Consider the following 26,763-nt stretch of genomic DNA (forward strand, 5'->3'; position numbering starts at 1 on the left):
GAAAAGAACAAAAAACACTGCCAATAAAAATATTGAAAGTTCACATCGCGGGGTAGAGCAGTAGGTAGCTCGTCGGGCTCATAACCCGAAGGTCGCTGGTTCGAGTCCAGTCCCCGCTACAAAGAAAACCAGATATGCAAGTATCTGGTTTTTTTATGGAACAAACGGCCAAGCTTGCTTGAGACGTTTCATGAAATAAAAAATAGATAGCGCTATGCGCTATTGGTTTTCTTTGTAAAGCTACCCCCAAGGCCGATTCCTGAGCGAAGTGAAGGAATCAATCCTGTCCCTGGATAAAATTTCAAATCCCAAAACTCAATAAATGCACAAGGCTATGACGGCTTTCTTTGTAAAGCTACCCCCAAGGCCGATTCCTGAGCGAAGTGAAGGAATCAATCCGGTCCCTGGATAAAATTTCAAATCCCAAAACTCAATAAATGCAAAATGCTAGGACGGTATTCTTTGCAGAATTAATGCGTTGAACTGGGTTATTGGAATCTTATAAAAAGTCAAAAACGGTATCCTAATCCGGAAAGTTTTTGGAAGAATAAGGTATATTAGTAAGTACATAAGGAGTCAGGTGCAATTACGGTACTATATCTTCGCTGATTAGTCAAGAGAAATTGTTATCTTAAAACGGACTAATGAAAGAAACCAGAAAATTAAATACCATCCTTTTTGCTGATATAGCTGGCTATACTTCCATTATGCATAGTAATGAGGCAAAAGCCATGGAATATCTTCAAAACTTTAAAAAATTACTTGAGGATAAAGTGTCAAAATATGAAGGGCATATTGTACAGTATTTTGGCGATGCATGTCTCCTTTCATTCGATAGTGCAACTTCAGGAGTTCAATGTGCAATTTCTTTGCAGAAAGATTTTCAAGAAATAAACCTTCCAATTAGAATAGGAATGCACTTGGGAGAAGTTGTATTTACAGATAACAATGTTTTTGGTGATGGGGTCAACATAGCCTCCAGAATTGAATCTATGGGTATCCCTGGCTCAGTGTTATTATCCAGTGCGATTCGTAACCAGATTAAAAACAAACAAGAGTTTAAGCTAACGACATTAGGTACATTTGAATTTAAGAATGTACCAGAACCAATAGAGGTTTTTGCACTAGAGAATAATGGACTTTCTGTTCCGGTAAAATCAAAAATTCAGGGTAAATTCAAAGAACCATCAAGAAAGCCAAATAAAGTGTTCCAGTATCTGGGAATATTGGCTTTGCTGGTTGTAGCGGTGTTTGCCGTACAATACTTTATAGGCTCTGGATCCGAAAATAAAGAACCCTATTCCGATGAAACGCTAAAAAAAAATATTGCAGTTTTACCCCTTATTAATCTCAATGCCAAAAGTGAGGGCCTTGACTATTTTTCTGACGGTGTGACACGGGAAATTATTGATGAATTGGCAAAAATCAATTCAATTGTTGTATCTGCATTTAGCACAACTTACCCTTACAAAAATCAGGAGAAAAGTCACAGTGAAATTGCAGCGGAATTGGGAGCAAAGTATTTGATTTCTGGTAGTTCACAAATTTTTGATAATAACAAAAGGGTAAAACTTACCATAGAATTAATTGATCCTTTTACAAATACTCGCTTATGGAATAGCACATTTGATGAGGAACTTAACGATGCTCCTTCTATCCAATTAGCCGTAGCTAAGAATGTTGCGGAAAATCTTAATATCGAATTGACAGTCGCTGAAAGAAATGATCTGGAAACACCAAACACTAAGAGCGGTGAAGCTTTTAGGCTTTTTCTACAGGCACAAGCTGAGATCAATAAATTAAGCCTTGATGGATTTGAAAATGGAACTAATTATCTGGAAGAAGCCATCAAGCTAGACCCCAATTATGGTCAAGCACATACCTTATTAGCCTGGAGGTATACTGTTGGTGCTTCAGGAGATCTAATCCCAGGTAATAAAAGTACTCAAGAATCGGTTGCTCTGGCGATGCCTTTTATTGTAAAAGCTTTTGAATTAGACTCTAATAGTTCAGACACTTATTTGGTTAGGGCTAATTTGAAATTATATTCCCAAAATAAGATTCAGGAGGCAAAAGAAGATGTAGATAAAGCTATTTCAATTAATTCCTGGCCCAAAATACCGACCAACTATTGCATTTGTACAGTTACTTCCACCTATATTGCCTTAGGTAATATAGTAGAAGCAAAAAAGTATGGGCAATTGGCCAAAAAAGTAGATCCGGGGCATGCACTTTTTGACTGGGACAATGGTAATGTGGAAATGATGGATGGCAATTATGACCAAGCTCAATATCTTTATGACATTGCGGTTAAAAAGGCAGACATTCCTCTTTTCAATTCCTTTCTGGGATTGAGTTATTATTATAATGAACAATACGAAGAGGCACTTAAGTACCTCATTAAAGCTTACGAAAATTCACCCTTAGCGGCAGGAATGGTAGTGGCAACACTATCGAATACGTACTTAAGAATGGGAGATAACAAAACTTCAGAGCTATACTTCAAAGAATTGATGGATCGTGATGCGGCTGGAGAACATCATCTAAACCTCTTTATTGCGGATATTTATTTGGAAAGAAATGATATTGACAAAGCTTTAGATTTTCTTGAGCAAGGTGTTGAGAATACAGATTGGGGATTCGCGGTATTTTTAAGTCTGATTCCAAAATTTAAGACTTTGGAAGGTGAACCCAGATTTCAGGAGATCAGGAAAAAGATTCAATTTAAAGGTGATTAGTTGAATTTAGCTTAATAACGCCAATTGAACACATCAGGGTTAATTATCAAGAAAAATTTGACGCATAAAATCATCCAAAAAGAAAAGCACCTAACAGTTTCTATAAACCATTAAAACGGCTCATATACGAGACTATTATAACCAATAAATAGTAGTTAAATCTGATATAAATGGACATAAAAGACAATCATATTAATTATGTTGAATTTAAAGCGAAAGACCTTGAAAAAATAAAGGAATTTTATACGGCCTCTTTTGATTGGACTTTTACTGATTATGGACCAACATACTCCGCTTTTTCGAACAGTGGACTTGAAGGAGGATTTGAAAAAACGGAAAATGAAATTATCAATGGTGCATTAATTGTTTTATATCATAAAAATCTTGATTTGATAAAAAATAAAATTCTCGAGGCTGGTGGTAAAATCACAAAAGATATTTTTTCTTTTCCGGGTGGTCGCAGATTTCACTTTGTTGACCCCTCTGAAAATGAACTAGCAGTTTGGTCGGACAAATAATAGTCAGTTTACTCCGCGCAAGTATTTCAAATTTGCACTTTTTTCATACATTTATTCCAGCTCAAAAGAATCGATTTGTAAAACGCTCTTTTTAACACACAAAACCATTAGCTATAAACAAAAAAATATGAAACTATCCATTTATGTAGTTCTTTTATTATTAATTGTAAAAGTACAAGCCCAAGAATCACTGACGTATCAAAAACCATCAAAGGAAATTCTTGACCTTGTAGATGTGCCTTTAGCCCCGTCAGTACTTGTTGACGACAACAAGGAATTTATGATTTTCCTATATCGGAATACCTTCAAAAGTATCGAAGAAATATCTCAAGAAGAATTGAGATTGGGAGGGTTAAGAATTAATCCGAAAACCAATATTGGAAGCAGGGTGACTTATTATAATAATTTAAAAATAAAACCTCTCCTAACTAATGAATCGGAGATAGTTCAAGTAAGTGGACTACCATCAGAACCAAAGTTAGCCAACTTTACTTTCTCTCCTGATCAGAAGAAGATGGCGTTCACAAATACAACGTCTTCAGGGGTAGAAGTCTGGGTAGTCGATGTCATAAAACAGGCAGCGAAAAAACTAACCGAACCTAGGGTAAATGCCAACCTTCGTGATGTGATAAACTGGTTTGAGGATGGCGATGCAATCCTGGTGAAAATGATTTCTCCGGACAGGCTGGAACTTATTGATAAAAAGAACGCGGTACCTACCGGCCCTACAGTCTCTGTAAATGATGGAAAAAAAGCACAAAATAGAACGTATCAGGATTTATTAAAAAATAAAAATGATGAGCATAATTTTGAACAACTTGCTTTATCAGAGCTTTACAAAGTTACATTGGATGGGAAAAGCGAAAAATGGCTTGAAGGTGCTATGTATAATAATATAATGTTTTCCCCGGATGGAGAATACGTAATGGTAACAACTGTTGAAAAACCATTTTCATACCTTGTGCCTTATCGCAGATTTCCTTCTAAAACCGTTATTTATTCGAAGGATGGACAAAAGGTTGAGACAGTTATAGAGGTTCCTTTGATTGAAGATCTGCCAAAGGGTTTCATGGCTGTCCGCCAAGGGAAAAGAAGATTTAGCTGGAGGAATGACCTGCCTGCAAGCCTGGTTTACGCCGAAGCTCTGGATGGAGGCGATCCTGAAAAAGAAGCCTTATACAGGGATGAAATTTTTCAACTAAATGCCCCGTTCAATGGGGAAGCCAAGAGTCTGATGAAAACCATCAACAGATATGACAGTGCAGTGTGGGGAGATGAAGATACAGCACTTATTATTGATGACTGGTGGAATACCAGAAATACCAAGACTTATTTATTCAATCCGTCTGATTCTTCTGTCGAACCTAAAATTCTTTTTGACAGAAATTATCAGGATAGATACAGCGATCCAGGGCGTTTTGTGACAAAGAGAAACAAAATGGGGAGCGATGTCCTGGCTATAAAGGGTAGTTATGCCTTCCTTAATGGTGCAGGGTATTCTGAAAAAGGACAGTTCCCGTTTATTGATAAGATCAACCTTAAATCATTCAAAACGAGCCGACTTTATCAATCAGAATATACAGACAAACTTGAAAACCTTAACGATTATGATGTTGAAAAAAGTGAACTATTAGTACGAATAGAATCACCTGATGAGTATCCCAATTATTTTATTAGAGACTTGAAGAAGAATCAACTAAGGCAGTTGACCAGGTTTGACAATCCTTTTAAAAGTATACAGGATATCCATAAAGAAGTAATTACTTATAAAAGGGATGATGGCTTAGAACTTTCGGGCACTTTATATCTTCCCGTAGGCTACAATAAGGAGAAAAAAGAAAAAATGCCCATGATTTTATGGGCTTATCCCCGCGAATTTAAAGATCAATCAAGCGCCGCACAGAAGACTTCAAACCCAAATAAATTTACCTTTCCTTACTACGGATCACCCATTTTTTGGGTGACCAAAGGTTATGTTGTACTAGATGGCGCTTCATTTCCCATAGTAGGGGAAGGTGATGATCAACCAAATGATACTTTTCGGACGCAATTAGTGGCAAATGCTAAAGCCGCTATTGATGCAGTAGATGCACTGGGTTATATTGACAGGACACGTGTTGCTGTCGGAGGTCACAGTTATGGAGCATTTATGGTAGCTAACCTGCTTTCCCATTCCAATCTTTTCGCTGCAGGAATTGCGAGGAGTGGTGCTTACAATAGAACCCTGACCCCTTTTGGATTTCAAAGTGAAGAAAGAAACTATTGGGAAGCTCCGGAAGTTTATTACACTATGTCTCCGTTTATGCATGCCGATAAAATGAAGACACCTTTACTTATGACTCATGGTGAAGCAGATAATAATTCAGGAACCTATCCTATGCAAAGCATCCGATATTTTAATGCACTTAAAGGGTTAGGTGCTCAGGTAAGGTTGGTTATGTTGCCAAACGAAAGTCATGGATATCGGGCAAAGGAAACTATTCTGCATCTACTTTGGGAGCAGGATCAATGGTTGGAAAAATATGTCAAAAACAAACCTGTCCCTGACAATAAAAAAACCGAATTAAAATGAGTAATTATTAAGGTTGTTTTGTGCGATCAAACGCTTCAGGTTGAAGGTAATCAATATGCAAAACGCCTTATAAATATTTCGAAAGGGGAAGTTTCTCTGTCACCAGGTAAATTCGCTATAAAAGAGGATGAAAATGCGCCTAATAAAAAATAATGTACAAAGAATTTGAAACAGAAAGAATCCTAATTAGGCCAACTTCCGAACGAGATGCAGAATTTATTTATAAACTTATGAATACTCCAAAGTTTATTAAATATATTGGAGATAGAGATATCAAATCAGTCGAAAGTGCAAAAGATTATATTAAAACCAAAATGTTGCCACAGCTCAAAAGACTTGGATATTCTAATTACACAATATTTCGAAAATCAGACCATATAAAAATAGGAACTTGCGGACTCTATGACAGAGAAGGATTAGATGGCATAGATCTGGGGTTTGCATTTCTCCCCGGATATGAAAGGAAAGGTTATGCCTTTGAATCTGCAAATAGATTGAAACAAGCGGCCTTTGAAGAATTTGAAATTAAAGAAATTAACGCAATTACATCTAAAGAGAATATTTCCTCTCAAAGACTTCTGGAAAAATTAGGATTAGAAATGGCAGGTACAATTAAACTTCCCAATGAAGATGATGAACTTTTACTGTACAAAATTCATTAAAAAAGGTTACAATAAGAAGAGACGCTCTTACAACTGATATTTATATCAGACATCAAAACCGAAAGTACAAGTATCTGTTGAAACCAAAAAAAGTAAATTTACGAGAACTCCATCTATCCGATAAATCGGAATTAGCAAAACTTGCCAATAATAAAAAAATACGGGATAATTTAAGAGATTCTTTTCCTTATCCTTATCGCGAAAGTGATGCAGAATTTTTTATAAACTCATTAACAGAACAAAAGTCAAAACAAAATTTCGGAATTGAATACAACGGCCAACTATGTGGGGTAATAGGATTAATCATTCAAAAGGATGTTTACAGAAAATCAGCTGAAATTGGTTATTGGATTGGAGAATCTTTTTGGAGAAAAGGAATAGCGACAATAGCTGTAAAATTAATTACCAATTATGGATTTGAAGACTTAAAACTGATTAGAATTTATGCTGGTGTATTTGAATTTAATATCGCCTCAATGAAGGCACTTGAAAATAACGGATATAAAAAAGAAGGTGTTTTTAAAAATGCAATCTTCAAAAACGATAAAGTTTACGATGAACACAGATACTTTAAGTTAAACGAATTCTAATCCTACCATATAAAAGAGTTTTTAATGTAACAAAAATAATTATTGAGGCTAAAATATTAGATAGAGATTAGAAGATGTTTGTTCATCTTCTATAAACTCCAGGTATTCCCAATGTCGGAAAGCGGAATACAACCCAGGTATTCACCGGGAATTGGATCATAATTCAATACATTTTTTCCAATTTCTTCGGAGGAAAAATATCCCCATAAGGCGAGTGATTTTAGTGTACGATAAAACCCTACCGGTTTTTGTTCGCCTACCGCTGTCCCCCATACTTTGCCATTATATTTCCCAGATGTCGATTCTTGCTCTTTTAAAAATTCTTCGCGATCCTGCACACTTAATTCTGAGAATATGCTTCCAAATTTCTCTTCACAAGTTGTATTTAACCGCTCCATTTGAGCAATCATTGCTTGTTGAGCAGATTTATCAAACAATTTAGCAAATACCACATCAATAAATAGATCAACTTTCATATCCAACGCCCCGGGAGTTTCTGTTCTCGGTAATAATGTATCTACTAAAGTTGAAATTAATTCCGCCTGATTTAAGGTTAAAAATATGGGCTCCCAATTCAATCGCGGTTTCTTCTGACAAGCTTGTAATAGCGAAAAAAGTGATGGCACCAGGGCCGCAGACCCTGCCGCCATGGCTGTTTTTTTTAATGCTGCTCTTCTGTCCATAATCTTAAAGGTTTTTCTTTTTGAGTTCAGAAATTGCGTGATTCGCTGCCCGCGCAGTGAGGGCCATATATGTTAAAGATGGATTAACACATGAAGATGAAGTCATGCAGGCACCATCTGTAACAAAAACATTCTTTGCGGCATGGATTTGATTTGTTCCATTCAATACCGAAGTACGCGGATCAAGACCCATGCGGGCTGTACCCATTTCGTGAATACCATATCCCGGTTCATGCTCATTGTCAAATCCCACAATATCTTTTACTCCTGATTTCTCCAGCATTTCCACTGCATCAGACTTGATCTGCCTGTTAATTGCTTTTTCATTTTCTTTGAACTCACAATCAATAGCTAATGTAGGCTGGCCCCATTTATCGACATTCTCTTTATCTAACGTAACCTTATTCTCGTAATAAGGCAGGCATTCTGCAAATCCGGTAATAAAGAATTCCCACGAGCCAGGTTTCATTAGGCTATCTTTAAATTCTGCACCAAACTGTTCCTGATTGGCCCCGGCACTCCAATTTCCACGGCCACCACCCCCCTGATAACCAAAGCCTCGTACAAATTTATCTGTTTTCGTTTTTTCATCAATGTTTACATAGCGCGGGATATAAATTCCGTTTGGTCTTCTGCCTTTGTAATATTTGTCTTCATAGCCCTCAACTCTGCCCATAGCACCCACTCTATAGGTATGATCCATTAAGTTATGACCCAATTCACCACTGTCATTTCCAAGGCCGTTTTCAAACCTGTCGGAAGTAGAATTCAATAAAATCTGAGTAGTACTTAAGGTAGAAGCATTACAAAAAATAATTTTTGCATAAAACTCTATATGCTCATTGGTCTCTGTGTCTATAATTCTGACCCCTGTAGCTTTTCCCTTTTTATCATCATAAATAATGGAATTGACAATAGAGTAAGGCCTGATAGTAAGATTACTAGTTGCATTAGCCGCCGGAAGAGTCACGGCATTACTGCTGAAGTATGCGCCAAATGGGCAACCCCTATCACATCTGTTTCTAAACTGGCATTGGCCGCGACCATTCAAAGGTTCTGTAAGGTGTGCTACCCGGCCAATAGTCATAACGCGTCCGGGAAATTCTTTTTCTATTCTGCTTTTTATATCTTTTTCAACGCAATTGAGTTCCATAGGAGGTAGAAAATGGCTGTCCGGTAGTTGTGGCAAACCAAGTGCCTGACCACTAATCCCTGCAAACTTTTCAACATAGGTATACCATGATTCTATATCCTTATATCGCAAAGGCCAGTCAACTCCATGACCATCTTTGGCATTGGCTTCAAAATCGAGATCACTCCACCGGTAACACTGCTTTCCCCAGAGTAATGAACGACCACCCATTTGATGACCACGCACCCATAGAAAAGGTTTAACTTCGGTATAAGGATTCTCTTCGTCATTTGCATAAAAATGCTCATTATTTGCGCCGACAAAACCCGCCCGTGCGCCTATTGCGTGTTTTTTAAGATCCTCTGGCCCCAGGGCTCCACGTAATTCAAGATCCCAGGGGTCATTATTCATAGTTGGATAATCAACAACATGCTCAACGATTCTTCCCCGTTCCAATACCAACGTTTTTAAACCCGCTTCACAAAGCTCTTTAGCAGCCCAACCCCCGCTGATTCCGGATCCTATAACAATGGCGTCATAAGTCATATTCTTTTTTGCATCTATATTATAGTTTGCCATAAATTATTAAGATTTACAAGATTTGAATTTAAGGAAATATAAGTGAGGGAAGAAAAATATGCTATGAAAATTTAGGACAGCAATTACGTTGAGTGCTTATCAATACTTATTGCGTCTTTTCCATACGGTAAAAAATATTCTAACAATTAAACTAATTTGCTTGCCAGATAGAGAATATATGATTCATTGAAATCAAAGTTTTATTAACTTCGGTTTTTTATAACCGTAAAATCAGAAACAGCAAATCAGTAATCTCTCACAACCTAAAAACATGAAAAAAAAGAACCCTATCACAAACCTAATTAAACTTCTTACTCCCTTATTTGTTTTTGCCTTTATAGTTCAAAGTTGCAATCAGGCACCCAAGGAGGCCGAAAAAGAGCAAATTGTTGAAGTTGAAGAGCCCGAATATTTTCTTCTCCGTCCGGAAACTGAAAAAGCCTATGGATATTCCCATGCCGTGAAAATTGGCAATGACATTAAAATTTCGGGTGCTGTAAGTATGGATAATGACGGCAATCCTACAGCTGTAGGAGATTTTGAACAACAAATGAAAAATTGCTACGCGGATCTGGATAAGATATTAAAGCATTACGGTTGCACTTTTGACGATGTTGTTGTTGAAAATGTATTTACGACTAATATGTCTTTATTTCTGGAACACGCCGCTTATAGGAATACCATTTATACAAAACAATTTCCTACGGGTTCCTGGCTTGGGGTTAAGGAATTGGCATTACCTGAATTTATGATAGAAATTGAATTGGAAGTTCATAAAACGGAATAGATCATTTAAATGAACTTAAATCAAATTACCGTTCCATCTGTGGATTTGACAAAATCCATTCCTTTTTATGAAAAATTGGGTTTAAAACTAATTGTTAAGGCCTTACCACATTACGCAAGATTTGAATGTCCTGTTGGTGATGCAACTTTTTCCATACACCAAACCGAGAAACTACCTACAGGAGATGGAATATATGTGTATTTTGAATGTGAAGACCTGGAGTCGCAGGTGAACGAATTAATTTCCAAAGGAATCCAATTTGATGAATTGCCTAATGACAAACCCTGGTTATGGAGGGAAGCAAGATTAAAAGATCCGGATAGTAATTTGGTAATACTATATTACGGCGGAGTGAACAGGAAGAATCCGCCCTGGAAAATTTAACTTAGCACTGCCCTGGTTCTTCCAAATAATTGAAATATTATGAACTATTTGAAAATATTTTTCTATTTTTAAATACTCCCTCAAAGGCGGCACATCCTGCCATGTTCGTCGCATTGGCCTTTTTTATAAGTAAGATATTATTTTTTCATTTCTATTAATTATTCTGATTTATATCCAAAATAATCTAATCCATCATCCTATGAAATTCTTGTTTTTTACTCTGGTATTAATATCCTGCAGTATGCTTTATGCTCAAGAAACAAAAAATAAGGCGGCTCCTTTTGTTAGAGTATATGACCAGGATGGTAAAAAAATATCCAAGGGCAGAATTGCCAGTGTAACTGACACCTCCCTGATAACTGGTCCCAGAGAAAAACCTGTGACTATTGAAGTAAGCAGGATTGGTCTTATAAAAACAAAACGATCTGCAGGGCATAATATCTTTTTGGGTGCGGCAATAGGGGCAGGAACCGGTGCAATTTTAGGGTTAGCAACAGGCGATGATGGATGGTTTAGCCAAGGTGAAACTACTGGCATGGCAGGGGTATTATTTGGGATCATGGGTACGGGAGTAGGTGCAATATCCGCAACTTTTAAAAAGTCGGACACCTATTATATTAACGGCGAACCAACAAAATGGAAAGCCTTTAGGGAAACGATGGATGAGCAAAGCCAGCTGCTTTAAAAAGGTATTGGTCAATGATTTGTTAAACCTGTGGTTATATTTTTGAATGCATTTAAAATCAAGCCCGTATCAACAGCATATGAGATATACTGAACGCCTATTTTCTCCCACTTTTTGGCATCCTCAACACTTTCCACAAAAGTACCAACAACTTTTCCGCTTTTTCTGGCCAGCGCCACAGCCTCTTCCATGCGTTTTACGACCTTTTCATGATGTACTTGTCCGGGAACACCGCAAGATTGTGACAAGTCATAGGGTCCTAAAAAAATAACATCAATGCCGTCATAAGTGAGAATAGTTGGTAAATTCTCCAGACCTGCAACACCTTCGATATGTATAATAGTTAATATGCTTTCATTAGATTTCCCAAAATGTTCTTCTTTTTCAATGGCTGTATATTCTCCAGCCCTTACATATCGGCACATCCCACGTTCCCCTTTAGGATAGAACAAAGAAGAACTGACCACCTTCGCCGCATCTTCTGCAGTGGAAATTTGAGGGACCTGGACAGATCTGGCGCCAATATCCAGAACACGCAAAATGGAGGTCTCACTATTTTCTGGTACCCTAACCACTGCTGAGATACCTCTGGCTTCTGCAGCTCTTACCATTTGTTGAACAGTTTCTATGCTGTATGGCCCATGCTCCATATCTATGATTACAAAATCAAAGCCTGCCAATGCCGCTAGTTCAACAACAGTGGGATCAAGCATTTTGCAGAAGGGCCCAAATACAGTTTTGCCTTCTTCTAATGCCTTTTTCAAAATATTAACTTTCATGGTTTTTATTGGTTTAATATTCTATTGCGTTCTCCCGGTTTAAATGAGTACTACATCTCAGTTTGCAATTAAGCATCTGGATTATAAAGTAAAGGGAAAAATTTACCCTGCATTTTGCTTCCTTTGGGAATTATTGGAACCCCGGTTAAGAGTTCATCATCCGTATTGCTCACGGTACCATCTGCAAATACATTGATCACAAATGCCCGCCTGCTCATTTCAGAATTGTTTTCATAAGAACCATGAACCATTAAAGGATGATGAAAAGTTCCATAACCCTTTTTCATTTCTATAGCAACCGGTTTAAATTCCTTTTTTTGTTCTTCGGTGAGATATTTCATTAATCCGTTCATATCGCCAGCTAATGAAGGTGCATCCAGCAATCCCCATTTATGACTTTTAGGAACATAGTGCAAACACCCATTTTCAATTGTTGCATCATCAAGCCCGGTCCAACAGGTTAAATGCTGCATGGCTACCGTACGCGTCCAATACGAATAGTCCTGGTGCCAGGCTACTACACCACCGTGTTTAGCTGGTTTATAAAATAATTGATCATGCCAGAATCTGACCGGCTTATTTTCCAACAACTGATGTGCAGCCATTAGGAATGCCGGATTCCAAAGAATATCATGAAACGCATTGGTAATACGCCATTGTCCTAAAGAATGAAACAAAATAGAATCGGAATTTTGTGACTCATTGCTATGGAATTCATAGAATAAATCATGAGCAGGGTGTTTAGGATCCATAACCTCCGTTAATTGGTCACGTAAAACTTCAATCTGATCATCTTCCAATAATTTAATTCCCGACAAATACCCATATTCATGAAAATGAGCTACCTGTTCATCACTCAGCCTGTATTGATCCCATTCTTCGCGCGACTTTGGTTGTTTAAAAAGGTCGGATACCAATTCATGATAATCCGCAAGGTCTTTTATTGCTGCCATATCTAAAATTCTACTGGTTTATTTTCGAATCAAATTCTTAGAATTAATTTTAAGTTACAAATAGTTTTAGTTATTTGATAAACTTATTAAAAAACCGCAAACTGTCTTTTATGTGTTTCTGCCAGTAATCCCATTCGTGTCCCCCGACAAATTCTTCATATTCGTGGGCTATTTGGGCCTTCTTTAATTGATCGTGCAAAAGTCGGTTATGGCTAATCAGTAAATCTTCGGTCCCACAATCAAATCTCAATTGCGGTAAATGTTCTTTTCTGCTAAGTGCCAACTCTAAAACGGATTCGTCCTGCTTGTTAATCTGCTTGTAATCTTTGATAGATTCCTCTACAAACAAAGACATTTGCTCCAATTCGGTAATTGATGAATGTGCAGAAACTGCCTTAAATTTATCGGAATATTTGATTCCTAAACGCAGCGCCCCAAAACCACCCATAGAAAGCCCGGAAATGTACAAATCAGATTTTTCGCTCAAGACCTCAACATTATCAATAACAGCATTGATTACATCGTCAACAATCCACTTTTCAAAATCAAAATCATTATGCGGCAAATAGGCTGAGCCATCACCCCAGAGTCCATCGGAGGGCATGGCTATCACCATTGGCTCTAATTCCTTATTTTGAATCATATCCCATGCGGTAAGGTGTACACCTGCCTTTTGCGACCATGCCCAGGCGCTGCCAAATACCCCATGAAGGAGCACAACCAAAGGGATGTCCTTCAGGCCTTTTACAGGAGGAACAAAAAGACAAATATCACCCCTGCCTTTTAAGTTTTTGGTTTTTACCGTTATAAAACTCAGATGATTGCTTTCAAAAGCCGGGTCCGATTTTTCAATAGTTCTGAACATCCTTAAAATTAATCAAATAGAATAACACCTTTGGCATTTCTTCCTGCTAACATATCATCAAAAGCTTCTTGCAAATGGTCCAAATCGTAGGTTTGGGTTATCATTTGGTCAAGCATTAATTCACCTGATTTGTAATGTCCAATGATTTTTGGAAAATCTATCTGAGGGTTGCATCCACCATATAAAGGGTTTATATAAATTTTATCCCATTCAAATAAATTCATATCTACAGTAATTTCCTCTTCAATTCCACTTACCTGGACCGCAGTACCGGCATTTCTGACCATCGCCAGGGGTGCTGCGCCGAGCTCCGGCACCGCAGTACATTCAAAAGCATAATCTGCTCCCCTACCTTCGGTCAGTAACTTTACAGCTTCAGCCGCCTTCAATAAGCCCTTATCTTCTTTACTGGCAAGAATAAGGTCAGTTGCACCAAACTCTTTGGCCATAGCCAATCTTTGTTCATTTATATCTATTGCGATAATCATGGAAGCCTTACTCAGTTTTGCTGCCTGAATAACACTCAAACCAACGCCACCCGTGCCTAAAACCACGACAGAGCTATTGGGTTTTACTTTTGCAGAATTTATAACAGATCCATATCCGGTCATTACACCACAACTGACTATACTGGCTGATGCAAAAGACATTCTTTCCGATGTGTTTTTGACAACTGCTGATGCCTTAACAAGCGTATATTCGGATAAAGTCCCAATATTAAAAGAGCGCTCAATAGGTTTGTCTTTCCATAAGGTTCCTTCCAAATGTGCATGTCCATTTGTATATCCATTGGCTCCTGCCACCACAGGGGAATTATTTTCACAAATGTGCAGATTACCTAAATTACACTGGAAACAATTATAACATGGAGTAGCCCAATTCAAAATAACTGAGTCCCCCACATGAAGACCTTTAACATCCATGCCGATCGCCTTAACCACGCCTGCCCCCTCATGACCTAATACCAGAGGTTTTCCCCAATTTAATGAATCATAATCTGTGTGGCACAAAGCAGCTGCCTTAATTGCTACCAAAACTTCATCCGCCCGTGGTTCATTAACCACGATATTTTCAATAGTGAAATTGCCATTTCCCATTGCAATGGCAGCTTTGCATTTTACAGGCATGATTTAGATGTTGTGCATTACTTTAATAAAGGGTTTAAGCTTAAATTATTTACTAAAAAAATACTTAACGAAAGCTCAGATAAGAAAATTTACCGGTCTCCTCAAAGTTTGTTTAAAGTCTTAAATTACAAAAATGTTGAGTTCATCTTCAGTTATATTTGGTTTATATAACTTTATAAGGCAAATAAAATAATTATTTAATTTTTTTGAATTAGTTTAGTAAAGATCGTTCCTAAGCGTGTGTCCTTTCAAAATTAGAAGAGCTATTGATGAAGTATATTGTATGTGAAAAACCTGGTCGGTTTAAGCTCAGAGAAAAAAGCAAACCTCAAAAAGTAGAAGGACAGGCTATTCTTGGCATAAAGAAAATTGGGATTTGCGGAACCGATTTGCATGCGTATAAAGGTAAACAGGCATTTTTTACCTACCCCAGGGTACTAGGACACGAACTGGCCGCTGAAGTAATAGAAATAGAAGAAAATGAGCAAAATATCAAAGCAGGTGATAAGGTAATTGTAATGCCTTACATCAGTTGTGGACAATGCATTGCCTGTAAAAATGGAAAAACCAATTGTTGTACTGAACTCAAGGTACTTGGTGTACATACCGATGGCGGGATGCAGGAGCAGATTTCGGTGCCTATAAACCTTTTGATCCCGGCAAACAAATTAACTTATGCTGAGATGGCAATTACGGAACCATTGGCTATTGGAGCTCATGCCATCAGAAGGGCTCAAATTCTGCCCAATGAGTATATTGTTGTCGTGGGTTGTGGCCCAATTGGAATAGGCATAATGAAATTTGCACAGATCGAAGGCGCAAAGGTAATTGCAATGGATGTAGATTGTGGAAGATTAAAGTACGCCAAAGATAAAATTGATATTGATTATAGCGTTTTGGCTGGTGATGCAGCAGTGGACATCATCACAGAAATTACTAACGGTGAGATGGCTACTGCCGTCTTTGATGCTACCGGTAATAAAGAGGCCCTGGAGAAAGGATTAAATTATATGGCTAATGGTGGCCGCTATATTCTGGTTGGTTTATCTAAAGGGAAGATTGAATTTGAGCATCCGACTATACACGCAAAAGAAGCCACAATAATGTGTAGCAGAAATGCTACCTTGGAAGACTTTGAGTATGTGATAGACATTTTAAAACTGGGTAAATTTCCTGTGGATTCGTTCATAACTCATAACGTGAGCTTTGACGAAATGATTCATCATTTCGATAGTTGGTTAGAGCCGACAAACGGCGTGATAAAGGCAACAGTTAATTTTTAAGATACTAAAAACGATTTTTTGAATGAAAAAAGTAGTGACTTTTGGGGAAATTATGTTACGTCTGGCACCCCCGGGATTTTTACGGTTTTCCCAAACAAATTCTTTTGATATAATATATGGCGGAGGCGAGTCTAATGTTGCCGTATCATTAGCCAATTATGGCATTCCGGTTAGTTTTGTAACACGTTTGCCAAAGAATGATATTGGAGAATGCGCTTTAATGGAAATGCGTAAAAGAGGTGTTGGGGTAGATGACATTATTTTTGGTGGAGACCGGTTAGGCATATATTTTCTGGAAACAGGCGCGGTATCAAGGGGAAGTAAAGTAATTTACGACAGAGCTCATTCATCCATCGCCGAAATTAAATCGGGTATGATCGATTGGGAAAAGGTCTTTAAAGGAGCAGGGTGGTTTCACTGGACAGGCATCACACCGGCCATTTCACAGGGAGCAGCAGATGCATGTCTTGAAGCTGTACAAAAAGCCAGTGAAATGGGGATAACTGTATCCACCGACCTGAATTATAGAGCAAAGCTCTGGAAGTACGGAGTTGAACCCGAGGAAATCATGACCGAACTTACCTCCTATTGTGATATTATTTTAGGAAATGAAGAAGATGCTGAAAAACATTTTGGAATTAAACCCGAAGGTCTCGACATCACTACCCAGGGGCATGATGTAAAGGCCGAAGCATTTCTCTCGGTCTGCCAACAAATGATGGAAAAGTTTCCCAGGGCAAAAAAAGTGATCACAACGCTTAGGGGCTCACTTTCTGCTTCACACAATACCTGGGCCGGCGTAATGTATGATGGTAAGACTTTGTTTGAATCACCCCAATATCAAATAACCCATATCGTCGATAGAGTTGGCGGAGGAGATTCTTTTATGGGGGGTTTGATCTATGGATTATTAACCTACCCCGAAGATGATCAGAATGCTTTAAATTTTGCAGTGGCAGCATCCTGTTTAAAACACACGATAAAGGGAGATGCAAATTTGGTAACAGTGGAAGAGGTCCAAAAATTGATGGGCGGTGATGCCTCAGGCAGAGTAGCCAGATAATTATTTAATAACGTACAATGGCAAAATATTCAAGATTAGAAGTGGCAATGGCGATGCGAGAAAGTGGGATGATACCCTTGTTCTTTCATTCAGATGTAGAATTAGGCAAAAAAGTACTAAGAGCTTGCTATTCGGGCGGTGCAAGACTGCTGGAATTTACTTCCAGAGGTGATTTTGCACATGAAGTATTTGCCGAACTCAACAAATTTGCACTGGCCGAACTACCAGGAATGATAATGGGTGTTGGATCAATAACAGATGCGGGGGCAGCCTCTTTGTATATGCAGTTAGGGGCCAATTTTATTGTCACGCCTGTTCTTCGGGAAGACATTGCATTAGTCTGCAACCGGAGAAAAGTACTTTGGTCTCCCGGTTGCGGTTCTCTTACAGAAATAGCCAGGGCAGAGGAACTGGGTTGTGAAATAGTAAAGCTATTCCCGGGATCTACCTATGGACCGGGTTTTGTAAAAGCGATTAAAGGGCCATCTCCATGGACAGATATTATGCCCACTGGGGGTGTCAGCACAGAAGAATCTAATCTCAGGGGGTGGTTCGAAGCAGGAGTCACCTGCGTGGGGATGGGATCTAAATTGATATCTAAGGAAATCCTCGCACAAAAAGATTTTAAAAAGTTGGAAGAAGATGTAAGAAAGACACTGGATATAATTAAATCAGTCAGGAGCTAATTAACCAAAAGATATGTCCAAAAAATATGTTCAAATAGATCCCAGGGATAATATTATCGTAGCTATTACAGACCTTGAAGAAGGAACCGTGATAGATATCAATGGTGAGAACATTATTTTACGGGAAAATATCAGGGCAAAACACAAATTCGCCTTACAGAATTTTAGTCTGGGTGATGAAATCTACATGTATGGTGTCCTGATTGGGAAGGCTATCATGCCAATACACAGTGGTTGTGCGATAACCATTGATAATGTCAAACATGCATCCTCAGCATATAATAACACAAAAGAAAACTTTAAATGGAACGCACCGGATGTTTCAAATTTTAAAGAAAGAACGTTTATGGGGTATCACAGGGAGGACGGTAGTGTTGGTACTGCTAACTATTGGTTGATTATTCCCATGGTATTCTGTGAAAACCGGAATGTAGATGTCCTGGAAGCAGCCCTGTCTGAAGCTTTAGGATATATAACCAAAAAGGATTTTGCTGTGGATACCCAGGCATTGATAAATAAGTATAATTCGGGGGCGAGTGAAGAAGAAATATACGCTACATCTATCATTCATACCAAAGATGAAATATCTAAAAACAGAGTTTTTCCCAATGTCGATGGAATAAAATTTTTAAAACATGACGGGGGTTGTGGCGGAGTCCGTCAGGATTCTGAAGCACTATGTAATCTTTTAGCCGGTTATATTACAAATTCAAATGTAGCCGGAGCCACCGTATTAAGTTTGGGTTGCCAGAACGCAGAAGTTGAAATTCTGCAAAAATCGATTCAACAAAAGGACCCAAACTTTTCAAAACCAGTAGTTTACCTGCGGCAGCAAAATAGCAGAAGTGAACGTGAATTTATTGAAGAGGCCGTAAAACGCACGTTTATAGGATTAACAATGGCAAATAAATTGGAAAGAAAGCCAGCTCCATTAAGGAATTTAGTTTTAGGATTGGAATGCGGGGGATCTGACGGGTTTTCGGGAATTTCAGCCAATCCGGCATTGGGTTACGCTTCGGATCTATTGGTCGCATTAGGTGGCACCACCGTACTTTCAGAGTTTCCGGAATTAAATGGAGTTGAGCAAGAACTTATAAATAGATGTGAGACCGATGAAGCAGCAAAAAAATTTGCAGCACTTATGGATTCTTATTCTGCAGCGGCTAAAGCTGTGGGTTCCGCTTTTGAGAACAATCCGTCACCAGGCAATATTAAAGATGGCCTTATTACGGACGCTATGAAATCTGCCGGGGCAGCAAAAAAAGGAGGAACTTCACCGGTTGTTGATGTGTTAGATTATACCGAAAAAATTACAAGACCCGGATTAAACCTCTTGTGTACCCCCGGAAATGATGTGGAAAGCACAACCGGCCTCGCTGGTTCGGGATGCAATATTATAGTGTTTACAACTGGTTTGGGGACGCCAACAGGAAATCCAATAGCCCCTGTTTTAAAGCTCTCAAGTAACACCCATTTGTATGAAAAAATGAAGGATATCATAGATATTAACGCAGGTACGGTAATAAGTGGTGAAGATAGTATTGAAAGTATGGGAGAAAAAATCCTGGAGTATTTGATTGCGACTGCGAGTGGGGAACTTGTGGCGAAGGCTGTGACCAAAGGACAGAACGATTTTATTCCATGGAAAAGAGGCATCTCATTATAAGCCTGAAAAAAGCACCAAAGCAGCTCAAAAAACTTAAGAACCATTGAAAAAATTAAGCAGAAGCATAGTACCCACCCATTCCTATCCTGAAAGGGTAATACAATTTGGGGAAGGAAATTTTTTGAGGGCTTTTGCGGATTGGATGATTCACGAAATGAATAAAAAAGTGGGCTTTGATTCAGGAGTAGTGGTTGTGCAACCCATAGCTAATGGACTTTGCAAAATACTTAGTGATCAGGATGGCTTGTATACCCTGTACTTAAACGGAATTAAAAATGGAAAGGCGGTGAGCGAATATCAAATCATCGATTGTATCCAAAGGGCAATCAACCCTTATGAAAATTATCCTATTTATTTGGCAAATGCTGAGAATCCGAATTTAAGATTCGTCATTTCCAACACTACAGAAGCCGGAATTGCCTATCATAAAGATGATCGGTTAGAAGATGCCCCACAGAAAAGTTATCCGGGAAAACTGACCGCACTTTTATACAGGAGATACCAAATTTTTAAGGGTGCTTCAAAGAATGGACTAATCATTCTTCCATGCGAATTAATAGACCGAAATGGAGATAACTTAAAGAAAATAATTCTTCAATATGCGGTAGATTGGGAACTGGGGAATGAATTTATCCGATGGATTAATGAAGATAATATTTTCTGTAATACCTTGGTAGATAGAATAGTACCCGGCTATCCAAAAGACAAAATAGACGTCATCACAGAAGAATTAGGTTATAAAGATAATTTAGTAGTTGAAGGTGAACAATTTCATTTATGGGTTATTGAAGGACTGAAAGAAGTGAAAGAGGAGTTTCCTGCCTCACAATGTGGATTGAATGTTGTTTTCACAGACAATATGGAACCATACAGAACCAGAAAGGTGCGAATATTAAATGGAGCACATACTTCACTAGTCCCGGTTGGATACCTGTATGGGATAGAAAAGGTGCGGGAATCTTTGGAAGACGCTGTAGTTGGTAGATTTTTAAAAAATGTCATATTTAATGAAATATGCCCAACCCTGGACCTCCCTGAAAAAGAATTAATTAAGTTCTCCAATGATGTTCTGGACAGATTTAAAAACCCATATTTAGAACATGCCCTAATGAGTATTTCACTTAATTCCATTTCCAAATACAAAACAAGGGTTTTACCTTCTGTATTGGAATACATAAAAAGAAAAAATGAGCTTCCCAAACATTTGTTATTCTCCCTTGCAGCATTGATTGCTTTCTATAAAGGGGATCGAAATGGTGAAATAATTAATCTTGCTGATGATCCGGAAGTACTGGATTTTTTTAAATCCCAATGGTCACAGGTAGATGGTTCCGAAAAGAGCATAGCCAAAATCGTTAATAGCGTATTATCTAATACAAATTTGTGGAGTATAAATTTAGCGAAAATTAAAGGCATGGAAATTGAAATTGCTTCGGCGCTGGATGCAATCATTAATAAAGGAATGAAAAAAGCCATTTTAAATGTATAACATTTTAGCCCCTGACCAAATTTGAAACATACAAGAATATAAGGATATAATCTAAAACTCAAGGATATGGATTTAGGGTTAAAAGACAAGGTTGTTGTAATATCCGGAGCTGCAGGACTGGTTGGCAGCATTGGGGAAACCATTTTGCAGAATTTGGTAAAAGAAGGGGCTATTCCTGCCATTATTGACAGGAATGACAGAGGCTCTAAATATGTTGAAGAAATTCAGGAAAAAGGTATTGATGCCATCTTTTGCAAAACAGATGTGACTGATCCGGAACAAATTCAAAATGCCATCGAAACTATCTCCAAAAAGTACGGAAGGATAGATGTGGTCATTAATAATGTAGGAGTAAATGATGGCGTAGGATTAGATGCGTCATATGAGGAATTCATGAATTCATTAAAACTGAATATGGTAAGTTATTTTTTGATAGTCAAACATGCCTTACCCTTATTAAAAGAATCAAAGGGGAATATTCTTAATATCGGATCTAAGGTAGCCCTGACAGGTCAGGGAGGAACATCGGGCTATGCCGCTGCTAAAGGCGGCGTTTTGGGACTTACGCGTGAATGGGCGGTAGACCTCATTCAATATGGAATACGCTCAAATGCCATAATTATTGCGGAAAGCTGGACCCCCTCATACGACACCTGGATAAAATCTATTAAAAACGGAGACAAAAAACTTAAGTCTATCATAAAAAATATTCCATTGGAAAACCGTATGACAACCCCTCAGGAAATTGCAGACACATGTTTGTTTACTATTTCTGAAAAATCCTCGCATACTACCGGGCAGTTCATTACTGTTGATGGAGGTTATGTTCATCTGGATAGATCCTTATTAACTCAAGACAATACCTAAACCAGCCAGGAAACAACCATTATGGAAAACGAAAAGAGAATACCGGTAGTCTCTAAGCAAGTGTTAGTCCCTTTTATATTAATAACTTCTTTATTCGCATTATGGGGATTTGCAAACGACATCACCAATCCCATGGTATCTGCCTTTAAGAAGATTTTGGAATTGAACAATACCCAGGCATCCTGGGTTCAAATGGCTTTTTATGGAGGATACTTTACTATGGCTTTTCCGGCGGCCATGTTTGTTAAAAAATACACCTATAAAAAAGGAATTATTTTAGGCCTGATTTTATATGCTTTTGGTGCCTTGTTATTTTACCCTGCCGCCGCCTATGAGGAATTTGGTTTTTTTCTTGCCGCCTTGTACATTCTGACTTTTGGTTTGGCTTTTCTTGAAACCACAGCAAATCCGTTTATTTTATCTATGGGTGATGTAAAAACAGCCACCCGCAGATTAAACCTGGCCCAGGCCTTTAATCCTATTGGGGCCTTAACTGGTCTATTTATAGCGCAAACATTTATTTTGGGCTCTCTGCAGTCAGACGACCTGGATGCGCAAGGAAATGCAATATATGATACCCTTACTGAAACAGCAAAAACAGCTATAAGAGCATCTGATTTAATGGTTGTGCGAAACCCCTACGTCATTCTTGGATTGTTTGTATTGTTCATGCTTGTGCTTATCGCACTCGTAAAGATGCCTGAGGAAAAAGAAGAAGCCGGGGGTTCAGTGACTAATGCAGTAAAACGTTTGTTTCAGAATAAAAAGTTTGTCGAAGGCACAATAGCGCAGATGTTCTATGTTGGAGCTCAGATTATGTGTTGGACCTATATTTATCAATATGCGGAGACTTTGGGAATTGACAACCGAAGTGCTGTGACCTATGCGTATTGGGCATTGATTCTCTTTTTAATAGGACGTTGGATTGGCACCTATTTATTAAAGTATATCCGTTCGGGTAAATTGCTGATGTATTTTGCGTTGGGGGCAATAATCTTTACACTTGGGGCCATTTTTATACCGGGTATGACAGGATTATATTCCCTGGTTGGTATTTCATTGTGCATGTCAGTAATGTTTCCAACTATTTACGGAATTGCTTTGGAGGGTGTTGGGGAAGATGCAAAGTTTGGAGCAGCTTTTTTAGTAATGGCCATTGTGGGTGGTGCCATTATGCCTGTTCTCCAGGGTTCAATTTTGGACTTGGGAGGTTCCGGATATACGGATATTAAAATACTTGGCGTTCCGGAAGTGAATTTTTCATTTGTTTTGCCACTTATATGTTTTATTGTGGTGGCAATCTATGGTTACAGAACTTACAGAGTTCATACTAATTTAAACCAGATCTGGTCATAATAACACCCCGGAGTTATTTTTCCTACTGATTTTTTCTATAGAATCTTTACGTTTTTCCGGACTCATCACTAAGCACGCTGGTTCTTACAAAACACTCTTTTTTCTTATATAACTGATATCCAAAGTATCGTTCAATTCTTGTTGCAAGCTTAATAAATCCTGAAAAAGATCATCAACTTTTGACTGATAAGCTGGCTTATCAGAAAGATCATTCATTTCCTCCGGGTCATGATCCATATCATACAATAAAACCTTTTCCAGCCTTGGATAAACAATGAGTTTAAAACCATCCTTGCGTATCATTCTTTGTAAATCTACATATGCACCGTAAATGGCATTGTAATGACCTTTGTCCTGTTTTCCTTTTACGATATCCATAACGCTATTGAAATACACATATTCTGGTTTGGTTATACCAGCTAATTCGAGGCTTGTAGCCATGGCGTCTTGCAAATAAATGTCTGACGGAATTATTTTACCCCTTGGTATGTCTGGCCCCATTATCATAAAAGGTGCCCTGATACTGTGATCAAACTGGCTTTGCTTGCCAAGTAGCCCATGCCTGCCCATTGCCAATCCATGATCTGCCGTGAAAATGACATAGGTATTTTGCATTTGTCCACTTTCTTCCAGGCCATCCAAAATGGTCCCTATTTGATCATCCAAATGGGTTATAAGGGCATAGTATTCCTGGATGTGTTTTTTTGTGGCATATTCCGTTCTTGGAAAAGGGGCTAAAGCTTCATCTCTTAAACCCGGACCATTTCCAATACTATCTTTAAAGGGATATTCAGGCATCCAACTTTTTGGAATGCTGATATTTTCTAAAGGATATTTATCTAGGTATTCCTGAGGTGCCTGCCTGGGGTCATGAGGTGCATTAAAGGCGAGATACATAAAAAAGGGATTATCTCTGTTTTTAGTATTCGTGATGAACCCAAGTGCATCATCCTTTAAAACTTCACTCCAATGCTTTCCACCTTCCCAATAACCTCCATATTTAGGATCCGAGGCTGACCAGCTTAAATCATCTTCGCCAAGCGGCCGGTTGTAACCAACAGGCATAAACGTTGCAGGAGATATTTCAGTACCTTCAATACTTCTTAAATTTTCCACCATTTCGTCATTTTTCCATGCATCACGGGGCATACCGGGCCTTACATGAACCACGTTCTGAAAAACACTTTCTGCCTTAGCATCAACATGCCATTTTCCGGTCATATAGGTATCGTATCCGGCACCTTCCATAAGTTTACCCCATGTTTTGTCCATCCCCTTACCCACCAGCCATTCCTGACGGAATCTATCCGCATTCCATACACTTCTTCCCGATATCATCATTGCCCGTGAAGCCACACAAACGGCACCGTTCCAGGCACCCATATTGTAGGCATGACTAAAGGTGGTCCCTGCGCTTACCAATCTGTCTAAATTGGGAGTCTGTATTTCCTTATTCCCAAAAGCATTAATTGCCGTATAGGTTAAATCATCGGCGAAAATAAAAACAATGTTGGGTTTCGTATTCTCCTCTTTTATTTGCTCCGCACATGATGAAAGCAACATCAGTATGGCGAGTATAGCTAAATTTTTCATGTAATTTCTTTCAATTCATGGATAGTACTGCTAAAATCTAAAGTGCCATTGTGCTAAAAGAAATCATAATATATCCCACTATTGCAATTATCAATACCGATGTAACAATATCCACCCAATTATAACTTGCCTTATTCTCAGCCCTTTGTTCAGGACTAATAGTTCCGAAAGTGAGCCCTTGCAGTTGTGCCTGGGAAGGAGCCGGGTACATCATACTAACCACTACCGCTATTCCTATGCACAGGGCAAAGAAATAAGCGCCAAAAACCAGCCAGTTTATATCGGCTATTGCATAAATAAAACTACCTTCAGTAAAACTCGATTTCACAATCTCCAGGGTAAGCTTGCCAAAACCAATTATAAAACCTCCAATCAGGGTAGCAATAGCGCCATTGGCATTAATTCGTTTATAAAAAATACCCAATAAGAAAACTGCAGCTATTGGCGGGGAAATATAGGCCTGCACATTTTGAAGGTACTCATAAAGTCCATCGGAAAGTGTAGTAATAATTGGAATCCATAAAAGACCAAGGCCTACCACAAAAAAGGTGGCAATTCGTCCTGTTTTTACCAATTCTTCTTCTGGTTTTTCCGGTCTTAGTTTTTTATAAATATCCAGTGTAAATAAAGTGGAACAAGAATTAAAAACTGAAGCCAGAGAACTCATCAAAGCAGCCAATAAACCGGCTGCAACTAAACCCCGAAGTCCGGAAGGCATTAAATTACTCATTAGTACGGGAAAGGCTTCATCCGGACTATCCCAGTGAAGTTTGCCCTGCATTTTAAGTGCCAGCGCAATTACTCCCGGTATTAAAAAAAGGAATACCGGCATAAGCTTCAAAAGCGCTCCAAATATACTTCCCCGCCTACCCTCCTTAATATTTTTTGCAGAAAGCACCCTCTGTACAATTACCTGATCTGTACACCAATACCAGATACCAACAACCGTACTGGTAATAAAAAGTGGGAGCCAGGGATAATCCGGGTCAGAATTAGGGCGCCACATATTAAAATATTCTGGCCCTATAGTCTCTTTTAACTCACCCCATCCTCCTACAGCGTCCAAACCCAGAAAAGTTAGTATTCCTGCACCCAGAACCAATACAACGGCCTGAATGGTTTCTGTATAAACTACGGCCCGCATACCTCCAAGTACAGTATATATGCCTGTAAGTACTACTGTGGCCACAGCGCCAATCCAAAAAGGAATGCCCAACAAAGCGGAAACCACTACACCTCCCGCATAGATAGTAACTGAAACTTTGGTTAGAATATAGGCTATTAAGGACACAACAGACAAGACCCATCTGGATCTGGAATCAAAGCGTTTTTCAAGGAATTCGGGCATGGTAAATACGCCACTTCGTGCATAAAAAGGTAGAAAAACCCAGCCAAGCATTAATACAATCCAGGCATGTAACTCGTAAATAAGCAGCGGCATTTTGTCTCCGGCGCCATTGCCTGCGAGCCCTACCACATGTTCAGAACCTATATTTGAAGCAAAAATAGAGGCCCCAACTATAAACCACCCAATATTCCGGCCGGCAAGGAAATAGTCCTCTGTATTCTTTTGCTTCTGCTTAATAACCCACCAGGCTACTGCCAGTAATATAAGGAAGTAAGCCGTAATTACCACCCAATCTAATGAATCAAGTCCTTTCATAAATTATACTTTTTAATGCGTCTCTGTTCAAAAAGAAAAACGG

General features: G+C 38.6%; 23 protein-coding genes and 1 tRNA gene. 16 read left to right on the forward strand and 8 right to left on the reverse strand.

All coding sequences use genetic code 11. The annotated features are described in order from the left end of the window. Positions 1-46 precede the first annotated feature (46 nt). The 6 genes from WBM60_RS06775 (at position 47) to WBM60_RS06800 (ending at position 7,080) form a co-directional block, all read left to right on the forward strand. Positions 47-119: transfer RNA gene (locus tag WBM60_RS06775), tRNA-Met, on the forward strand. Positions 120-644: 525 nt separating this feature from the next. Further along, positions 645-2,738, forward strand: a complete 2,094-nt coding sequence (locus tag WBM60_RS06780) for an adenylate/guanylate cyclase domain-containing protein (protein WP_424282898.1) — start codon at positions 645-647, stop codon at positions 2,736-2,738. A 170-nt stretch (positions 2,739-2,908) separates the two neighbouring features. Continuing rightward, positions 2,909-3,256, forward strand: a complete 348-nt coding sequence (locus tag WBM60_RS06785; protein WP_424277288.1) for a VOC family protein — start codon at positions 2,909-2,911, stop codon at positions 3,254-3,256. 127 nt (positions 3,257-3,383) lie between these two features. Then, the gene (locus WBM60_RS06790) at positions 3,384-5,828 is read left to right on the forward strand and encodes an alpha/beta hydrolase family protein (RefSeq protein WP_424282899.1); all 2,445 of its coding nucleotides are present in this window, start codon (positions 3,384-3,386) and stop codon (positions 5,826-5,828) included. Positions 5,829-5,980: 152 nt separating this feature from the next. Continuing rightward, positions 5,981-6,490, forward strand: coding sequence for a GNAT family N-acetyltransferase (locus WBM60_RS06795; protein ID WP_424260576.1), 510 nt, complete (start codon positions 5,981-5,983; stop codon positions 6,488-6,490). Between the two features lie 77 nt (positions 6,491-6,567). Further along, a complete protein-coding gene (locus WBM60_RS06800) occupies positions 6,568-7,080 on the forward strand; it encodes a GNAT family N-acetyltransferase (protein WP_424260574.1) in 513 nt (170 codons plus the stop codon). Positions 7,081-7,169: 89 nt separating this feature from the next. Here WBM60_RS06800 and WBM60_RS06805 read toward each other — a convergent pair whose 3' ends face one another. Together WBM60_RS06805 and WBM60_RS06810 are read right to left on the reverse strand one after the other, a co-directional pair. After that, on the reverse strand, positions 7,170-7,763 hold the full coding sequence (locus tag WBM60_RS06805; RefSeq protein WP_424277286.1) for a gluconate 2-dehydrogenase subunit 3 family protein: 594 nt from the start codon (positions 7,761-7,763) through the stop codon (positions 7,170-7,172). Between the two features lie 4 nt (positions 7,764-7,767). Next, positions 7,768-9,474 carry a GMC oxidoreductase gene (locus tag WBM60_RS06810; RefSeq protein WP_424277285.1) on the reverse strand — a complete coding sequence of 569 codons (1,707 nt, stop codon included), beginning with the start codon at positions 9,472-9,474 and terminating at the stop codon, positions 7,768-7,770. A gap of 271 nt (positions 9,475-9,745) precedes the next feature. Between WBM60_RS06810 and WBM60_RS06815 the strand changes: the two genes are divergently transcribed. From WBM60_RS06815 to WBM60_RS06825, 3 genes are all read left to right on the forward strand, one after another. Continuing rightward, complete coding sequence (locus tag WBM60_RS06815; RefSeq protein ID WP_424259158.1) at positions 9,746-10,261, forward strand: RidA family protein; 516 nt, start codon at positions 9,746-9,748, stop codon at positions 10,259-10,261. Between the two features lie 9 nt (positions 10,262-10,270). Then, a complete protein-coding gene (locus WBM60_RS06820; protein WP_424280177.1) occupies positions 10,271-10,645 on the forward strand; it encodes a VOC family protein in 375 nt (124 codons plus the stop codon). Positions 10,646-10,844: 199 nt separating this feature from the next. Next, on the forward strand, positions 10,845-11,330 hold the full coding sequence (locus WBM60_RS06825; protein ID WP_424278160.1) for a hypothetical protein: 486 nt from the start codon (positions 10,845-10,847) through the stop codon (positions 11,328-11,330). Positions 11,331-11,341: 11 nt separating this feature from the next. Here WBM60_RS06825 and WBM60_RS06830 read toward each other — a convergent pair whose 3' ends face one another. From WBM60_RS06830 to WBM60_RS06845, 4 genes are all read right to left on the reverse strand, one after another. Beyond that, positions 11,342-12,109: an HpcH/HpaI aldolase family protein gene (locus WBM60_RS06830; protein WP_424278161.1), complete on the reverse strand. Its 768-nt coding sequence runs from the start codon at positions 12,107-12,109 to the stop codon at positions 11,342-11,344. Between the two features lie 68 nt (positions 12,110-12,177). Beyond that, positions 12,178-13,062 carry a phytanoyl-CoA dioxygenase family protein gene (locus WBM60_RS06835; protein WP_424282901.1) on the reverse strand — a complete coding sequence of 295 codons (885 nt, stop codon included), beginning with the start codon at positions 13,060-13,062 and terminating at the stop codon, positions 12,178-12,180. Between the two features lie 70 nt (positions 13,063-13,132). Continuing rightward, the gene (locus WBM60_RS06840) at positions 13,133-13,927 is read right to left on the reverse strand and encodes an alpha/beta hydrolase (protein WP_424262666.1); all 795 of its coding nucleotides are present in this window, start codon (positions 13,925-13,927) and stop codon (positions 13,133-13,135) included. A gap of 8 nt (positions 13,928-13,935) precedes the next feature. Then, complete coding sequence (locus WBM60_RS06845) at positions 13,936-15,054, reverse strand: alcohol dehydrogenase catalytic domain-containing protein (protein ID WP_424277409.1); 1,119 nt, start codon at positions 15,052-15,054, stop codon at positions 13,936-13,938. Positions 15,055-15,323: 269 nt separating this feature from the next. Here WBM60_RS06845 and WBM60_RS06850 point away from each other — a divergent pair, with 269 nt between their 5' ends. The 7 genes from WBM60_RS06850 (at position 15,324) to fucP (ending at position 23,464) form a co-directional block, all read left to right on the forward strand. Further along, entirely contained in the window at positions 15,324-16,337 is a 1,014-nt protein-coding gene (locus WBM60_RS06850; RefSeq protein ID WP_424262662.1) for a zinc-binding alcohol dehydrogenase family protein, read from the forward strand. 22 nt (positions 16,338-16,359) lie between these two features. Further along, a complete protein-coding gene (locus WBM60_RS06855) occupies positions 16,360-17,400 on the forward strand; it encodes a PfkB family carbohydrate kinase (protein ID WP_424277410.1) in 1,041 nt (346 codons plus the stop codon). A 17-nt stretch (positions 17,401-17,417) separates the two neighbouring features. Continuing rightward, entirely contained in the window at positions 17,418-18,086 is a 669-nt protein-coding gene (locus tag WBM60_RS06860) for a bifunctional 4-hydroxy-2-oxoglutarate aldolase/2-dehydro-3-deoxy-phosphogluconate aldolase (RefSeq protein WP_424262658.1), read from the forward strand. A 13-nt stretch (positions 18,087-18,099) separates the two neighbouring features. Further along, positions 18,100-19,752, forward strand: coding sequence for a UxaA family hydrolase (locus tag WBM60_RS06865; protein WP_424277411.1), 1,653 nt, complete (start codon positions 18,100-18,102; stop codon positions 19,750-19,752). Positions 19,753-19,795: 43 nt separating this feature from the next. Next, positions 19,796-21,241: a tagaturonate reductase gene (locus WBM60_RS06870; protein ID WP_424282902.1), complete on the forward strand. Its 1,446-nt coding sequence runs from the start codon at positions 19,796-19,798 to the stop codon at positions 21,239-21,241. A gap of 66 nt (positions 21,242-21,307) precedes the next feature. Next, on the forward strand, positions 21,308-22,108 hold the full coding sequence (locus WBM60_RS06875) for an SDR family oxidoreductase (RefSeq protein ID WP_424277413.1): 801 nt from the start codon (positions 21,308-21,310) through the stop codon (positions 22,106-22,108). A gap of 21 nt (positions 22,109-22,129) precedes the next feature. Next, complete coding sequence (gene fucP / locus WBM60_RS06880; RefSeq protein WP_424282903.1) at positions 22,130-23,464, forward strand: L-fucose:H+ symporter permease; 1,335 nt, start codon at positions 22,130-22,132, stop codon at positions 23,462-23,464. A gap of 84 nt (positions 23,465-23,548) precedes the next feature. Here the strand turns inward: fucP and WBM60_RS06885 are convergent, their stop codons facing one another. Continuing rightward, a complete protein-coding gene (locus WBM60_RS06885; RefSeq protein WP_424259852.1) occupies positions 23,549-25,057 on the reverse strand; it encodes a sulfatase-like hydrolase/transferase in 1,509 nt (502 codons plus the stop codon). 37 nt (positions 25,058-25,094) lie between these two features. After that, on the reverse strand, positions 25,095-26,720 hold the full coding sequence (locus tag WBM60_RS06890) for a sodium:solute symporter (RefSeq protein WP_424277415.1): 1,626 nt from the start codon (positions 26,718-26,720) through the stop codon (positions 25,095-25,097). Positions 26,721-26,763 lie beyond the last annotated feature (43 nt).

The sequence above is a fragment of the Eudoraea sp. genome (assembly GCF_049669105.1).
Classification (GTDB): Bacteria; Bacteroidota; Bacteroidia; order Flavobacteriales; family Flavobacteriaceae; genus Eudoraea.

Excerpts from the sequence above, each read along its gene's own strand:
- WBM60_RS06780 (WP_424282898.1), top strand. The coding sequence starts at position 645 with ATGAAAGAAACCAGAAAATTAAATACCATCCTTTTTGCTGATATAGCT.
- WBM60_RS06785 (WP_424277288.1), top strand. The coding sequence starts at position 2,909 with ATGGACATAAAAGACAATCATATTAATTATGTTGAATTTAAAGCGAAA.
- WBM60_RS06790 (WP_424282899.1), top strand. The coding sequence starts at position 3,384 with ATGAAACTATCCATTTATGTAGTTCTTTTATTATTAATTGTAAAAGTA.
- WBM60_RS06795 (WP_424260576.1), top strand. The coding sequence starts at position 5,981 with ATGTACAAAGAATTTGAAACAGAAAGAATCCTAATTAGGCCAACTTCC.
- WBM60_RS06805 (WP_424277286.1), bottom strand. The coding sequence starts at position 7,763 with ATGGACAGAAGAGCAGCATTAAAAAAAACAGCCATGGCGGCAGGGTCT.
- WBM60_RS06810 (WP_424277285.1), bottom strand. The coding sequence starts at position 9,474 with ATGGCAAACTATAATATAGATGCAAAAAAGAATATGACTTATGACGCC.
- WBM60_RS06815 (WP_424259158.1), top strand. The coding sequence starts at position 9,746 with ATGAAAAAAAAGAACCCTATCACAAACCTAATTAAACTTCTTACTCCC.
- WBM60_RS06820 (WP_424280177.1), top strand. The coding sequence starts at position 10,271 with ATGAACTTAAATCAAATTACCGTTCCATCTGTGGATTTGACAAAATCC.
- WBM60_RS06825 (WP_424278160.1), top strand. The coding sequence starts at position 10,845 with ATGAAATTCTTGTTTTTTACTCTGGTATTAATATCCTGCAGTATGCTT.
- WBM60_RS06830 (WP_424278161.1), bottom strand. The coding sequence starts at position 12,109 with ATGAAAGTTAATATTTTGAAAAAGGCATTAGAAGAAGGCAAAACTGTA.
- WBM60_RS06835 (WP_424282901.1), bottom strand. The coding sequence starts at position 13,062 with ATGGCAGCAATAAAAGACCTTGCGGATTATCATGAATTGGTATCCGAC.
- WBM60_RS06840 (WP_424262666.1), bottom strand. The coding sequence starts at position 13,927 with ATGTTCAGAACTATTGAAAAATCGGACCCGGCTTTTGAAAGCAATCAT.
- WBM60_RS06845 (WP_424277409.1), bottom strand. The coding sequence starts at position 15,054 with ATGCCTGTAAAATGCAAAGCTGCCATTGCAATGGGAAATGGCAATTTC.
- WBM60_RS06850 (WP_424262662.1), top strand. The coding sequence starts at position 15,324 with ATGAAGTATATTGTATGTGAAAAACCTGGTCGGTTTAAGCTCAGAGAA.
- WBM60_RS06855 (WP_424277410.1), top strand. The coding sequence starts at position 16,360 with ATGAAAAAAGTAGTGACTTTTGGGGAAATTATGTTACGTCTGGCACCC.
- WBM60_RS06860 (WP_424262658.1), top strand. The coding sequence starts at position 17,418 with ATGGCAAAATATTCAAGATTAGAAGTGGCAATGGCGATGCGAGAAAGT.
- WBM60_RS06865 (WP_424277411.1), top strand. The coding sequence starts at position 18,100 with ATGTCCAAAAAATATGTTCAAATAGATCCCAGGGATAATATTATCGTA.
- WBM60_RS06875 (WP_424277413.1), top strand. The coding sequence starts at position 21,308 with ATGGATTTAGGGTTAAAAGACAAGGTTGTTGTAATATCCGGAGCTGCA.
- fucP (WP_424282903.1), top strand. The coding sequence starts at position 22,130 with ATGGAAAACGAAAAGAGAATACCGGTAGTCTCTAAGCAAGTGTTAGTC.
- WBM60_RS06885 (WP_424259852.1), bottom strand. The coding sequence starts at position 25,057 with ATGAAAAATTTAGCTATACTCGCCATACTGATGTTGCTTTCATCATGT.
- WBM60_RS06890 (WP_424277415.1), bottom strand. The coding sequence starts at position 26,720 with ATGAAAGGACTTGATTCATTAGATTGGGTGGTAATTACGGCTTACTTC.